This window comes from Draconibacterium orientale (genome assembly GCF_900111425.1).
Taxonomy (GTDB): Bacteria; Bacteroidota; Bacteroidia; order Bacteroidales; family Prolixibacteraceae; genus Draconibacterium; species Draconibacterium orientale.
In genome coordinates this window covers 28,175-43,185 of sequence record NZ_FOHT01000022.1, presented here as the reverse complement: position 1 = coordinate 43,185, position 15,011 = coordinate 28,175, and the positions used below count along the sequence as shown (strand labels likewise).

Annotated in this window: 11 protein-coding genes; 6 read left to right on the top strand and 5 right to left on the bottom strand. The window is 42.0% G+C overall.

The genetic code is table 11. The annotated features are described in order from the left end of the window. Positions 1 to 26: 26 nt before the first annotated feature. The 3 genes from BMW53_RS12735 to BMW53_RS12725 are packed head-to-tail and all read left to right on the top strand — an operon-like array spanning position 27 to position 5,908. Positions 27 to 416, top strand: coding sequence for a GxxExxY protein (locus BMW53_RS12735; protein ID WP_038558058.1), 390 nt, complete (start codon positions 27 to 29; stop codon positions 414 to 416). Positions 417 to 457: 41 nt separating this feature from the next. Beyond that, complete coding sequence (locus tag BMW53_RS12730; RefSeq protein WP_038558060.1) at positions 458 to 5,179, top strand: efflux RND transporter permease subunit; 4,722 nt, start codon at positions 458 to 460, stop codon at positions 5,177 to 5,179. 54 nt (positions 5,180 to 5,233) lie between these two features. Continuing rightward, on the top strand, positions 5,234 to 5,908 hold the full coding sequence (locus BMW53_RS12725) for a hypothetical protein (RefSeq protein ID WP_217642946.1): 675 nt from the start codon (positions 5,234 to 5,236) through the stop codon (positions 5,906 to 5,908). A gap of 566 nt (positions 5,909 to 6,474) precedes the next feature. Here BMW53_RS12725 and BMW53_RS12720 read toward each other — a convergent pair. Together BMW53_RS12720 and BMW53_RS12715 are read right to left on the bottom strand one after the other, a co-directional pair. Continuing rightward, on the bottom strand, positions 6,475 to 6,798 hold the full coding sequence (locus BMW53_RS12720) for a type II toxin-antitoxin system PemK/MazF family toxin (RefSeq protein ID WP_038558063.1): 324 nt from the start codon (positions 6,796 to 6,798) through the stop codon (positions 6,475 to 6,477). Next, positions 6,789 to 7,034: an AbrB/MazE/SpoVT family DNA-binding domain-containing protein gene (locus BMW53_RS12715; protein ID WP_038558066.1), complete on the bottom strand. Its 246-nt coding sequence runs from the start codon at positions 7,032 to 7,034 to the stop codon at positions 6,789 to 6,791. Before BMW53_RS12715 ends, BMW53_RS12720 begins: the two co-directional genes overlap by 10 nt. 495 nt (positions 7,035 to 7,529) lie before the next feature. Here BMW53_RS12715 and BMW53_RS12710 point away from each other — a divergent pair, with 495 nt between their 5' ends. Together BMW53_RS12710 and BMW53_RS12705 are read left to right on the top strand one after the other, a co-directional pair. Then, positions 7,530 to 8,789, top strand: coding sequence for a peptidase U32 family protein (locus tag BMW53_RS12710; RefSeq protein ID WP_038558068.1), 1,260 nt, complete (start codon positions 7,530 to 7,532; stop codon positions 8,787 to 8,789). Between the two features lie 71 nt (positions 8,790 to 8,860). Continuing rightward, positions 8,861 to 9,763 carry a hypothetical protein gene (locus BMW53_RS12705; protein ID WP_139178144.1) on the top strand — a complete coding sequence of 301 codons (903 nt, stop codon included), beginning with the start codon at positions 8,861 to 8,863 and terminating at the stop codon, positions 9,761 to 9,763. A gap of 247 nt (positions 9,764 to 10,010) precedes the next feature. On the opposite strand, the gene BMW53_RS12700 is transcribed toward BMW53_RS12705, so the two are convergent. Beyond that, a complete protein-coding gene (locus tag BMW53_RS12700; RefSeq protein ID WP_038558074.1) occupies positions 10,011 to 10,919 on the bottom strand; it encodes a sugar phosphate isomerase/epimerase family protein in 909 nt (302 codons plus the stop codon). A gap of 33 nt (positions 10,920 to 10,952) precedes the next feature. After that, a complete protein-coding gene (locus BMW53_RS12695; RefSeq protein WP_038558076.1) occupies positions 10,953 to 12,077 on the bottom strand; it encodes an acyltransferase family protein in 1,125 nt (374 codons plus the stop codon). Between the two features lie 130 nt (positions 12,078 to 12,207). On the opposite strand from BMW53_RS12695, the gene BMW53_RS12690 reads away from it, so the two are divergent. Beyond that, positions 12,208 to 13,032: a mechanosensitive ion channel family protein gene (locus BMW53_RS12690; RefSeq protein WP_051567797.1), complete on the top strand. Its 825-nt coding sequence runs from the start codon at positions 12,208 to 12,210 to the stop codon at positions 13,030 to 13,032. Between the two features lie 44 nt (positions 13,033 to 13,076). Here BMW53_RS12690 and BMW53_RS12685 read toward each other — a convergent pair whose 3' ends face one another. Beyond that, a complete protein-coding gene (locus tag BMW53_RS12685) occupies positions 13,077 to 14,717 on the bottom strand; it encodes an AMP-binding protein (protein WP_038558078.1) in 1,641 nt (546 codons plus the stop codon). Between the last annotated feature and the right edge of the window lie 294 nt (positions 14,718 to 15,011).

Sequence of the window (15,011 nt, the reverse complement as noted above, 5' to 3'; positions counted from 1 at the left end):
TTGATTTAACTGAAACTCGCTGATAGATGCAAACAGATTACAAATATGCCGATTTAACCGAAGCAATAATTAAGTGCTTCTATAAGGTTTACAATGAATTGGGATATGGTTTTTTGGAAAAGGTCTATCAAAATGCACTTTTAATAGAATTGCAAAACGAGGAGTTGAAAGTTGAATCGCAGAAACCAATAAAAGTAAGTTATCAGGGAGATGTGGTTGGAGAATATTATGCAGATATTATTGTTGAGGATGTCGTGATTCTTGAGTTAAAAGCAGCCGAAACTGTGACAGAAGCACATGAGTTTCAACTGATAAATTATTTAAAAGCGACTGATATTGAAGTAGGATTATTATTAAACTTTGGTAAAAAACCGCAAGTGAAAAGAAAAGTATTCACAAATCAAATTCTGCGATAATCTGTAAAATCAGTGTCATCAGCGTTCCAAAAAAAGAAAAAATGAAATTCATTATCAACAGAAAAATATTCATCAGTATGCTGTTTTTGGGATTAACCATGTTGGGTTACATCTCTTACAAACAGTTGCCGGTGGAACTCATGCCAAATGCCGAGCTCCCGATGCTGTATGTCCAGATTCAATCGCGGATTGAGGTGGATCCGAGCTACCTGGAAAACCAGGCCGTTATTCCGGTTGAAGGAGCAATCGGGACAATGGAAGGCATTGAAGATATGGAGTCGTTCATTAACAACCGCTCGGCATCCATACAGGTAAATTTTAAACAGAACGTCAACTTTAAATACACCTTCCTGAAATTGCAGGAGAAGATTGACCTGATTGCGAGCGAACTCGACGATAACTTTATTGTAACGGTTAACCGTGTTGATCTGGACCAGCTTACCAACCAGTTTATGGAGCTGCAGATACGCGGTAGCGGTGGTGTTGATCGTGTGCGGAATATCGTTGACCAGGAAGTTACTGCCCAAATGGAAAATATCGACGGGGTAGCTTCAGTATCGGTTTTTGGTGGTAAAGAGCGTTCGATTGAAGTAACCTACGATGCGGGCGCCTGCGAGGCCTACGGAATTACACCGGCACAAATTCAGAGTGCTATCTCCGGCAATTCAACCAACCGAACATTTACCGGTTACCTGCACGATGCGCAAAAGCAGTATTTTGTGCATGTTACGGCCGAATATGACAAGGTTTCTGACATCGAGAATATTGTGGTGGCCGATGGTCCGATTTATTTAAAAGATGTAGCCGATGTATTTTTTGGTGTAAAAGAGGAAACATCGATCAGTCGTATAAACGGGTTGGATGCGGTTTCGATGAGCCTGGTGAGCGACTCGCAGGCCAACCTTATCGAACTGTCGCATAACGTACAGGAAGAGATTGCCGAATTAAACCGAAAACTGGCGGCCAAAGATGTGCAAATCGTGGTTCAGACTAACCTGGCCGAAACCATGGAGAAAAACATCGATCAGATTATCGACCTGGCGCTGGTTGGAGGTTTGCTGGCCATTTTTGTACTTTGGATGTTCCTGAAAAACCTGCGCATTGTTTCATTTATTGCACTGGCCATCCCCATTTCGGTATTTACCGCTTTCAACCTGTTTTACGCGTTCAATATTTCGCTGAACAGTTTAACCCTGGTTGGTTTGGTATTGGCCATTGGTATGCTGCTCGACAATAGTATTGTTGTGCTCGAAAATATATACCGGCTCTCGGGCAATAAAATGAGTCCCGAGGAATCGGTAACCCAGGGAACAAAAGAGGTTTGGCGTTCGATTGTAGCGGCAACACTTACCACCGTAACCGTATTTTTACCCTTTGTTTTCTCTACCGATTACATGGTAAAGCTGCTGGGTAACCACGTGGGTGTTTCTATTATTTCAACGCTTATTGTTTCGTTATTTGTGGCTTTGCTGCTCATTCCAATGGCGGCTCACGTGCTGTTGCGCAAAAAACGGCAACACAATGTTTTTTACGAAAAAGTAACCACCAATAACCGCATCATTCAAATTTATATTCTGCTGCTAAAAGCCAGTATGCGTGTTCCTGCGCGTACTATTATCGGTGCGCTGGTATTCTTCTTTTTAACCGTATTTATTGTGTTGGCTATTAGCGTAACCAATCTGCAGGAGGTTGAAGAGGAGCAATTCAATATTTACGTTACCATGCCAACCGGAACAACTTTGGAGGCTACTGATAAAGTAGTTGCCGATGTGGAAAGCCGTTTGGAGGATATTGCAGAGAAACAAGATCTGTCGGCGAATATTGAAGCAGAGGAAGCAATTCTGACCTTCATTCTTCGCGAAGATTACAAAGATATTGATGACCGGACCATTGCCGAAATCAAAAAAGATGTTGAAGACCGTATTCGAAATGTTTCGCAGGGAGAAGTTGGCCTTGAAGCACCTACGTCGAGTGCGCGTTTCCGTGGTGGTGGCGGCGGTGGCCGTTCAGGCACTCAGGGATTCCAGCAGTTTATGGGAATTGGTTCGAACCAGGAGCGCGTGGTAATAAAAGGTGAAAACTTTGAGGTAATGAAAGGTGTGGCCGAAGACTTACTTTACTACATCGAAGACCTTGAAACAATTCGCCGGGCAAACATCAGCGTGTCGAACAACCGGCCCGAAGTACACATGTATTTCAACCAGATGCTGCTGACTGAATACGGAATTACACTTCAGAATATAACCTCGGAGCTGGGAACATTTACAAGACAGTTTACCTCGGGAGTGAATTTTAAGCAGGGAACTGAAGAATACGAAATTGTAATTAAAGAAAAATTACCCGATGGTGTTGACGAAGAAGACAATGAAAAAGGCATTGAAGATCTTCGCCGCCTGCAGGTAAGCAATAACCAGGGCGCTACCTACGATATGGACGAACTGGCCGATATGGTGTATGCCGAAGGTATGGCCAGCGTTACCCGTGTAAACCAGGAGAAGCAGATTGAACTGACCTACAGTTTTATTGACGAAGCCAGCGAATCGAATGATCTGCTTGAAGCATACCGCCTTGAAATTGATGAAATAATTGGTGCCTATAAACTGCCGTCGGGAGTTGCCGTTGAGGTGATTCACGAAGAGGATCAGTATGCCGAATTTAAGTTTCTGATTGCCGCCGCATTTATTCTTATTTTAATGATTTTGGCATCGGTTTTCGAATCGGTATCAACGCCATTTGTGCTGATTTTCTCTATCCCGCTGGCCGCCATCGGGTCATTCCTGGCGCTGATATTTACCGGAAACAGCCTGTTTAACGCCAACACCCTGATGGGCTTTATCATCCTGATCGGAGTGGTGGTGAACAACGGAATTATATTGATTGATTATACCAATATTCTCCGAAAACGGGGCTACCGGAAGTCGCGTGCTTTAATGGCCGCCGGCCTTTCGCGTGTTCGCCCGATTTTAATTACTGCAATTACAACTATCGTAGCCTTATTTCCGTTGGCAATGGGGCAGGCCGAATATGTTGGAGCCATTGGCGCACCGTTTGCCATAACTGTAATTGGCGGTTTGGCGCTCAGCACGTTGTTAACACTCATCTTTATTCCAACCCTGTATGCCGGAATGGAAAATGCCCTGAATTGGATAAAATCACTACATCTTGGCTTAAAACTGGGAATGTTAACGGTGTTTATCATCGGTGCTGTTCTTATTTTCCTGCGGGTAGATAGCTTTGTATGGCAGCTGCTCGATTTTATTCTGTTGGTTATTTTGGTGCCGGGTGTTGTCGCCTTTACCATGACCAGTTTGCGGCAGGCCAGCGAAAAAGTGATCGATGAAAACGAACCGATAAGCATTAAAGTACGGAGGCTGGTAAAAATTTACGACCGCGATTCGCGTTTTATGCGCGAGTGGAAATCGGGATTAAAAATCCGCGAACGTGCCGGCCTGACAAAAGATTATAAACATTTCCGCGATTTTTCAGATCTCGTTTGGCAAGTGCCGCTGTTTATCTTTGTGGCTTATTTTACCTTCTTCTACATTGAAAGTCATTTGTGGATGTGGGTATTGTCGCACGGTGTCTTCTTCTTCCTTTTCCTGCTGCGGGTGCCATTAAACCAGGTGCTGATAAATAAACATGAAGCGACCGGGAAAGCCTTCTACCTTAAACTGAATAAGTGGATTTACAATATTTTATTCTGGATTGTGCCACTTGTGTTCCTGCTCTATTTCTACAAAGACTGGGATAACCTGGGCATGGTAATTTTCCTTGCAATTATCTGGTACATTTTGCTGGTTTTCTATGCAACTGCAGAATACATTCACAATAAAGATGTAAATATTGCGCGTATCGAGGGGCGTTTTGGAGTCCTTCGCCGTGGATACTTTAACATGGTTCGCCAAATTCCGCTTATCGGAAAACGCAAGAAACCTTTCAGGGCATTGAATGGTGTTACGCTGGAAATTAAAACGGGTATGTTTGGATTACTCGGGCCGAACGGTGCCGGTAAATCAACTATGATGCGGATTATTACCGGTGTGCTCGAACAGAGTTACGGAAAGATATGGATAAACGGAATGGATACCCAAAAATACCGCGAAGAGCTGCAGGGTTTAATTGGTTATCTGCCACAGGCTTTTGGTACTTACGAAAATATGTCGGCCTGGGAATTCCTCGACTATCAGGCAATTCTGAAAGGTATAAAAGATACCAAAACGCGTGAAGACCGCCTGGAATATGTATTAAAAAGTGTTCATATGTGGGAACGCCGTACAGATAAAATCGGTGCCTTCTCGGGCGGTATGAAACAGCGGATTGGTATTGCACAAATTCTGCTGAACCTGCCACGTATTTTGGTGGTTGACGAGCCTACCGCCGGTCTCGACCCGCGCGAACGTATTCGTTTCCGTAACTTGCTGGTAGAGCTGAGCCGCGAGCGGATCGTAATTTTCTCGACGCACATTATCGAGGATATTTCGAGCTCGTGTAACCAGGTTGCGGTAATCAACCGCGGTAACCTGAAATATTTCGGAACACCTAACGATATGGTGAATATGGGCAACAATTTTGTTTGGCAGTTCTCGGTTCCGGCTAAGGAATTTGATAATATGGCCAATAAACAAATGATTGTTCACCACATGCGCGATGGCGAAAATATTAAGATGCGTTGTTTGGCCAAAGAAAAGCCCGCACCTGATGCGGTTAGTGTATTGCCAAACCTCGAGGATGCTTATTTGTGTTTGTTAAAAGACTTTGTATAAGGAATTATGGAACGACAATTCGATATAAAAAACAGGCTGTACATTTTAATTAAAATGATACGGTATAACTTAAGAATCATCTTTGCCAACCGGTTTATTTGGTTTTTAATTGCAGCGCTTGCGTTCTTTTTGTTTTTTGCCGTACAAACGGTTTACAACGGCGGCTCCATGTCGGAAGATGTGGTGTATAACTTACTGATATTTCCGGGCATTTTGCTCATTTTCTACCCCTCGGTTTTTGGCATACAAAACGACGACGACTCGCGGATGCTGGAAATACTTTTCGGAATTCCGAACTACCGTTATAAAGTCTGGCTGGTACGTTTGATAATGATCTATACGCTTGTATTTATTATTACTTTTCTGTTTTCAGCATTGGCTTCGGTACTGCTGTACAAAATTAATCTGCTGGAAATGTCGTACCAGTTAATGTACCCGATTATCTTTTTGGGATCGATGGCATTTATGTTCTCCACCATTGTTAAGAATGGAAACGGAACGGCGGTAACCATGGTTTTAATTGGTGTGGCACTGCTGATTTTGCGCGAAGACCTTATGCGCGGTACGCAGTGGGATGTATTTCTGAATCCCTTTGAAATTCCGAATAACCTGAATGAAGTGATTTGGGTAGGAATTATCCGCAAGAACCGGATTTTTATGGCGATCGCCACACTGGTATTTGTTTTGTACGGTCTTTTTAACCTGCAGAAACGCGAAAAGTTTGTTTAATGACATTGCTTAGTGATAGCCTCACTCCAAGTGAGGCTATCACTATTTTAGCAGCCGATTGCTTTAGCTTTTTTGAGTCTTGCCGGCTGAGGGTTAAGAACAAAATGACTGAAAGTCATATTTATTTCAGCCCAATGCAACGCATTGGGTAATAGTTAACAAACAAAAAATGGAACGGCGCCCTGAAAGGGCAATTTAACCTGCCCTTTCAGGGCGCTGTTGGAAACAAACCATAAAAAATACCAAGGTGTTGCCTTGGGCTGAATTAACAAAGGCTTACAGCCTTAACCTAATGGCATAGGTCTTCGTTGTTTAGCGGCTTATTGCTTTAGCTTTTTTCAGCCTTGCCGGCATAGGCACGATTTTCAGAATAGCGTCGGCGGGGTAAGTGCCGAAATCCGCCATATCTATATAACAGAGACCTTCAAGGTTTCAAAAACCTTGAAGGTCTATTGATGCTAAGCTTTCCTCCGATTTAAACTTTGGGAAAGGTGAGAACCACAACTTTTTCATCCTTCCGGCTGAGGCACGATTTACAAAATCGCGCCAGCGGGGGCTTTTTCCTTTTAGTCAATATAAGTTTCTTTTAAAACCGATTTTAATTCCTGAATTTCTAAATCTTGTAATTCTCCAAAAACTTTTATTATTCTTTGCCTGTCAATTGTCCGGATTTGGTCTAAAACAATCCAGCCTATTTTATTGTCATGCTTTACTTTTACTCGTGTTGGATATTTTTTTGAACTTGATGTCATTGGCGCAATTACAATTGTCCGCAAATATTTATTCATCTCATTTGGGGAAATTACCACACAAGGTCTGGTCTTTTTAATTTCACTCCCAATTGTCGGGTCAAGATTGACTAAAATGATTTGATATTGTTTTATTTCCATTCTTCCAGGTTTTCATCGTCAAAAACATCGTCAATCAATAAATTGTCATCTCCACTTTTAGCCATTTTTTCAAAAGCTTTTTCCCATCCTTTGCGCGGTTTTGAAATTGGTTTTATAATAATCTGCCCTTTATCCATTATTAAATCAACAGTGTCTTTAATGTTGTACCTGTCAAGCAGTGTTTTACTTAACCTTATCCCCTTTGAATTTCCTATTTTTATAACTGATACCTCCATAATCAAGTACTTAAAATGTAATTACAAAGTTATAACATATTCCCGGGGTTTCAAAATTAAGATCAGAGCTTAAGCGGGATACGTTCACTTCTGGTAAGTGACATCCCTTGTTTTTCCGCTGTTGCAAAGCGGGCTTCCGCAGCCATCAAAAGTGTTTCCTCACCCCCGCGAACATCGTTATCACTTCAAAATTGGTAGTTATCACCGTAAAATAAGTCGTCATCACCAAAAAAATGGGCTTATCACCCGTTGGCCAGGTCTTATCACCTGTAAATTTATCGTTATCACCCGGTAGATGGGTGTTGTCACTTGCATTTTGTCGGTTATCACCGGAGATATTTTACAAAATGGTAGTGATAGAAGGATTTAATTTTATGCTTTGTAGCAGGGTATAACTCGTAAAGTTGCTTATGTGCTCACTCAAAACGAGGGCATCCGTAATTCCCAAAAACTCTTAACTTTGCAGCGCAATTTTTAAAACTTCACGCATAAGCAATGGAAAGAAGAGATGTGGAAATAATGGCGCCCGTAGGGTCGTACGAATCGTTAATGGCTGCCATACAGGGAGGAGCCGGATCGGTGTATTTTGGTGTTGAAAATTTGAATATGCGTTCGCGTTCGTCTAACAATTTTAATCTCGACGACCTGCGTAAAATTGTACGAATTGCCAGCGAAAATAAGGTGAAAACGTACCTTACCATGAATGTGGAAATTTTCGACGGCGAACTCGAAGTAATGCACGAAGTTATTAACGCGGCCAAAGAAGCCGGTGTTTCAGCAGTAATTGCTGCCGATATCTCGGTTATTCAGTACGCTCGTTCAATCGATCTGGAAGTACATATTTCAACACAGGTAAACATTACGAACATCGAGGCGGTAAAATTCTACTCCAATTTTGCCGATGTTGTGGTGTTGGCGCGCGAAATGAATCTGGGCCGCGTGTGGGAAATCAGCGACCAGATTAAAAAGCAAAACATTACCGGGCCAAACGGCGAACTGATGAAAATTGAAATGTTTGTGCACGGTGCGTTGTGTATGGCTACCAGCGGCAAATGTTACCTCAGTTTGCACGAAATGAACTCGTCGGCAAACCGTGGTGCCTGTTTGCAAACCTGCCGCCGCGCTTACACCGTTACCGATAAGGAAACCGGTGCCGAGCTGGAAATCGACAACGAGTACATTATGTCGCCCAAAGATTTAAAAACCGTTCATTTTCTGAATAAAATACTCGATGCCGGCGTTTCGGTACTTAAAATCGAAGGGCGTGCCCGTTCTGCCGAATACGTTAAAACCGTTGCGCAGTGTTACCGCGAGGCTGTTGATGCTTATTTCGATGAGGAATTTACCGACGAGAAAGTGGAAGACTGGAACAATCGCTTACAAACCGTGTTTAATCGCGGCTTTTGGGATGGTTATTACCTTGGTCAGCGCCTGGGCGAGTGGAGTAAAAACTACGGATCAAGAGCCAGCAAGCGCAAATTGTATATCGGGAAATGTACCAACTATTTCAAAAAAATTGGTGTGGCCGAATTTAAACTCGAAACCAATAACCTGAAAGTAGGGGACGAGATTATTGTTACCGGCCCAACAACCGGGGTTTATCAAAACACCGTAAGCGAAATTCGTTTCGATTTAAAACCGGTTGAAGAAGGGGTGAAAGGGCAACGAATCTCGGTGCCTATCGACGAAGTAATCCGCCGGGCCGATAAACTTTACAAGCTGGTTGATGCATCGCAGGTAAAAGAAAGACGATAGATTTATTTTACATTGTTTCCATTTCTGATAAAAACGGCTTAAATTAATAGCTGTAAATCAAAGAGATGGTTGTGAGAAAATTGCTATTTGTTTTTGTGTTGGTTGTGGTTGGGGCATTTTCAGTAAATGCACAGCTGCTTGGTTTAAGGATTGCGGCCAATTCCGGAATGCTAATTTCTGAACTTGGAACTTCTGATGTGCCACATCCCGATGCTTTGCTCGCTTCGCCGGCTACCAGCAGCGAAAAATTTACCCCGCAACTATCGGCAGGCCTGGAAGCAGAACTGCTGATTCAGATTTCCGAAAAAACGTATTTTGGGGTGGAGCTGGATTATACACATCTTAAAGGATTTAACGACGATCCGCCCGTTTTTAACTATTTTCTAACGCCTTATTTTCAGCAATACCAGAATGAGTTTATAATTTCTCCGCTAGAATACAACACCCGCTTGTTTAATGTGGCGGTTAACTACAAATATTTTTTTATGCCCGACAAGGTTTGGACTCCCTTTGTAAAACTTACCGGAGTTGTGGCTTTGGTGGGTACCGAATTAAAGTACAGAGATTTTTCTCCAGAAGAATATTTTCCGGATGTTGATTGGAATTTAATAGACTATGCTTTTAATGAAGGGGCAGATGTGCTTTATGCGCGGGGCACCTCTACCTCGGAGCAGAAAAAATGGCCGGCATTTCATGTGGGCGGAGGAATTGGTTTTGATTATGCGCTTAGCGATCGCTTATTGTTTGAAATTGATGGAACATGCACGGTTTTGAACTCGGGAATAATTGATGGGGTGCCTAATTTTACCTACTCCCGCGAAGAAGGTGCTGAGCTGCTAAAATACAACCGGCGTTTGTCGTTAACCACACAAATAAGTGTAGGATTGGTATATCTGTTTGAAATTGGTGACGGTGGACGCGGTAGCGGAGGTCGAATTGATCCGAATCTGCCATTCTTCCGAAACAAACATTAGGGATAGTTTTAATGTATAAAAGCAAAGGAAGCGATGAATATGCATCGCTTCCTTTTTGAAAGACAAACAACTAATTACCTTTTCAACTTTGTATTAAGTTTTTCCATCAACCCCTTTAAATCTTTTCAGGTATACAAAGTTGTTTTGATTTACGCGTACACCACTTTATTGTTTCGAAATAAAGCAGGATTAACAAAAATTAATAATAAATCACATTTAGTCAGGCAATTATAAAGCTGTACCTTGTCTATAATGTTTTAAATACTTTTTCAAGAAGTGCTTTTGTGGCTAGTACTCCTTCACGCTCCGACAGCTCGGTGCCTTCAAATTCAATACCCACAAAACCTTTATAACCGGCCTCGTCAACAATTTTCATCAGGCGGTAATAATCCATATTTGCTTCGTCGCCTGCGGCATTAAATACATTGGTTTTTGCACTCACGCCTTTTGCATAAGGCATTAGAAGTTCAACACCTTTGTAGCGGTCGTATTCTTCGCCGGTGTCGCGGTTAATCATAAAGTTTCCGAAATCGGGTAACGTACCCACACGTTTGTGGTCAACCATTTTCATTACGCCCGAAAGCCAATCGCCATTGCTCGATAAGCCACCATGGTTTTCAACAATAACGTTAATTTTTTGGGTGTCGCCATATTCGCAAAGCATGCGTAATCCGTCGGCGGCCAGTTTTTGTTGTTCTTCGTAGGTGCCCCGGCTACCTGCATTTACGCGAATGGAGTGACAACCCAAAAATGCAGCTGCATCAACCCATTTTTTATGATTTTCAACTGTTTTTAAACGCTCAGCTTTTTCCGGATGGCCAACCATTCCTTCGCCATCGCACATAATAAGCACGTTGGTAACACCTTCGTTTTTGGCAATTTTCTTTAATTCGCCCAGGTATTTTTCGTCCTTTGCTTTGTCTTTAAAAAACTGGTTAACGTATTCAACGCCGTCAATTCCCAGTTCACGGGTAACTTTCGGAAAGTCGAGGTTGGTCATTTCATCGGCAAACAAAGCCTTGTGGAACGACCATTCGGCCAGTGAGATCTGGTAACGCGATTTCGCACTATTCATTGCAAATGCCGGTGAAACAAGCATTGTTCCTGCCGTAGCAGCAGCTGTAGTTCTTAAGAAGTTCCTGCGATTTGTTTTCATAATTCTATAAATTTAGTTGATATCAAGTATGTTTTAAATTCTGAAATATATTCGTTTTATAAACAGGTAATAGCATAGCAGCCATTCCAAAGTGAGAACGCTTAAGGCGGTTATGAAGTTTATTAAAAATTCGGGAGTGTTAAACCAATTCAAAACACCTGAGGTAAAAATGGCCACGAATCCGTTTAGCCACTGTCCGCCAACCGTATTCGAGAAAAGGTAAATAAAAATGGAGTTGGTGCCCACAACCACAAACGGAAAAATCCATTGGTTGATCTTTTTTATGTCGATAAGCCAGTAGCTAAAAGCCAATACCAGCAACGCCCAGCCACCCGATGCCAAAACAAACGACGAAGTGGAGATACGTTTTATAATTGGTGTTACCGAAGTCCAGTCTAGTACATAGCCGAACACTAAAATAACCAAACCGCCAATTAGCAAGCGCTTTACTTTTTCAGCCTGACTTTTACCCGATTGCAGCAGTTGCCCGGCCACAACACCCCAAATGGTATGGGCCGCTGTAGGAATGCAGTTGATGGCTACCCAGCCGCCGCCGTTGTTAATTTTGCCCATAAGTAATATGTCAACCCAACTACCAAAATTATGGTCTTTTACAAAGGGTTGATTGTAGCCATCAAGCGGAAAAGTTCGGTAAAGAAGTTCGGTTAGCAGCAATAAGCCCAGCGAAACAATAATTTGAGTTGACCATTTGCAGCGCATTAAAAAGTAAGCGATTAAAATGGTTACCGAAAGTTGCGATAAAACGTTCCAAAGCTCCCAAACTAGTTTGCGGTTGTAGCCGCAGTGCAGCCCAACGCCAAATGCCAAAAGAATAATACAGCGTTTTATAATGTGCCGGGTGATTGTGGCCGTTGAGTCGCCCCGTTTTTTACGTTTTGCATACGAAAAAGGCATTGCCACACCAACAATAAACATAAAAAAGGGTTGAATGAGGTCCCAAAACCGTAATCCGTTCCACGGATGGTGATGAAACTGTAGAAAGAAACTTTCGAAAATGGTTCCGTTAACAGGAGGTTGAATTAAAACCGACCACAAATGTGTTCCTTCAGCTACCAGCAGAAACATGGTAATTCCGCGAAAAAAATCCAACGACAAAAGGCGGTCTTCAGAAAAGAGTTTACTTGACTTTAAGCTCATTAAGGTATTAGTTAGTAAAAACAAATGTAGCAATATTTCCGGTTAAATTGTAAGTGAACATTCGTTCTCCATACTATTGATTCAGGACTAATTTTTATCTACCTTGAAGAATATTTTAAATTTAAGCACTATGAATGAGCAAGTAACAGATTATCTTGAAATGGGTTACGATCTGCTGATAACTCACGGATTAAAAGTGATCGCAGCCATTGTAGTTCTGATACTGGGTTTTTGGATTATAAAAATAATTACCCGGAGAACTGCAAAAGTTATGGAGAAACGTAACGTTAATGTTTCGGTGAGCGGTTTTTTACGAAGTTTAATAAACATTCTTCTAAAGGTGATGCTTCTGATCAGTATTGCCAAAATGGTGGGGATAGAAACCACTTCGTTTATCGCGGTGCTTGGTGCTGCCGGACTTGCCGTTGGCATGGCCATGCAGGGAACCCTGGCGAATTTTGCTGCGGGAGTAATGATTCTGGTTTTTAAACCCTTTAAAGTTGGCGATCTGATTGTTTCGCAAGGGCACCTTGGAACAGTAAAAGAGATACACATTTTTGTTACTATACTTTTAACGCCCGAAAACAAAACCGTGATTTTACCAAATGCAGCGGTTTCGGGCAACGACATTGTAAATTATACCACTGAAGGGGTGATTCGGGTGGATATGGATTTTGGTATCTCGTATGGTTCGAACATTAAACAGGCCAAAGATGTGCTTATGAAAATAATTGAAAATCATCCGAAAGTGCTGAAAGAACCGGCACCTTTTGTTGGCGTAAAAGGCTTGGGCGACAGTTCGGTAAATCTGGCCGTTCGTCCCTATACTTTGCCTGCTGATTACTGGGTTGTATATTTTGATGTGTACGAAGCCGGTAAAATTGCACTCGATGAGGCCGGAATTACCATTCCTTTCCCTCAAATGGATGTGCATTTAAATAAGCTGGAGAAATAGGTTCAGAGATAAAAAAAAACTCCGGGAATTTTCCCGGAGTTTTTTTATACGTATTTGTAACGCTTTATATTTCGTTTTGGCGTTTTTTCGAACTCTTCGTCAACCAATTCAATGCGGCTAATATGTTCGTAACGCGGCAAATCGGCATTGGCCTTTTTTTGGTTTTCGGCCATTATCGCCGGCAGTTCTTTTTCGTCAATGTTATCCGCTTTCATCGATTCAAAATCGGGATAAACCAGTGCTACAAGTTTGTGATCGCGCTCAACAACCACACACTCGGCAATATAATTTTGGTTACAAAGTTTAGCTTCAATTTCTTCGGGGTAAATATTTTGCCCCGATGGGCCAAGCAGCATATTTTTCGATCGTCCGCGAATATAAATGAAGTTGTTCCGGTCAATCACGCCAAGGTCGCCGGTTTTTAACCAGCCATCTTCGGTGAGCACGGCTTTTGTTTCCTTTTCGTTTTTGTAATAACCCAGCATTACATTCTCGCCTTTTACCTGAATTTCGCCAACCACGTTGTACGGATCTTCCGAATCGATTCGAACTTCCATGCGATCAACAAGCGTTCCGGCCGATGAGCGCATTGTTTTATTCCACGCTTCGTAGCTAATCAGCGGGCCACATTCGGTCATTCCGTAGCCAATAGTAAACGGAAAATTAATGCGTTTAAAAAAAGCCTCCACATCCGAGCTCAGCGGTGCTCCGCCGATTTCAATTTCGAAGAAGCGTCCGCCAAATGTTTCAACCATTTTTGTCCTGATCTTTTTCAGAATGACAGTTGAAATGACCGGTATTTTCAGCAGAAATTTTACGGAAGGCTTTTCAATTGCCGGTAGAATACGTTTTTTGTAAATCTTTTCAATTATTAACGGTACTGATAGAATAAGGTGAGGTTTTATTTCTCCAAAAGCTTTTGTAATAACGGCCGGCGATGGCATTTTACTCAGGAAAGTAATGTGGCATCCTTTACTCAGCGGGAATAAAAATTCGAAAAGCAGGCCGTAAACATGTGCCATTGGCAAAAACGAAACAATTCTGTTGCCGGGTTTTAAAGGCATGTGTTCCTGTGCAAAAATTACATTCGACAACAGGCTTCGTTCGGGTATCATTACTCCTTTTGTAAAACCCGATGTACCCGATGTGTACGAAATAATACACATTTCTTCCGATTCCCATTCTTCAAAAACAAATGCTGTTTTATTTAATGGGTTTTCCTTATAATATTGAAATCCGTCGTTCAGTTTGAATTGTATATTTTCGTCTTTTGCGGCGTGTAAACTAAAATCTTCAAGCTTGATTATGGCTTGCAGCTTTTCCGACGATTCAAGATCAACCTTTTCCAAATGCGTGTTTGCTCCAATAACCAGTTTCGATTCAGAGTGGTTGATAATGTGGTTCGTATCGTTTTTATTAAAATCGGGTAGAATAGGAACAATAACAAGCCCGGCAGAAATGGCCGAAAGAAATGTTGTTGCCCAGTTTGATGAGTTTCTTCCCAGTACCGCAATTTTGTCGCCGCGTTGTAAGCCGGCAAGCTGATAAAATAAGTGAAGCGATTTTATGGTTTTGGCAATGTCCTTATAATGGTAATCTCCGCCTTCATAATCGGAAAAAGCCGGTTCGTCCCAGTTTTCATGAAAGGCGGTTGTAAATAGTTTTGCCAATGTTTGATTACGCATTTCAAGCAATTTTAAATTTAATGGGTAAAAATACCATATTTCACATTAAAACAAATTGTTTGAACACAAATATGATTGCTGTAGGAGGTGAAACCGGTATCGCTGCCAAAAGTTTGTAATGGAAACAAAAAAGCCAACCCTTGAGGTAGTGGGTTGGCTTTATGCCCCTTGTTTTGTTTATCTTGATTTAACTATTAGTTTGCTTTCAGGGACAGTGAAGGAAAGTTTGCGTTTGTGTAGTTATAAACCGCGGTGTTTGTAACTTCAATCAAGCATAAACAAGGAACCGAATGT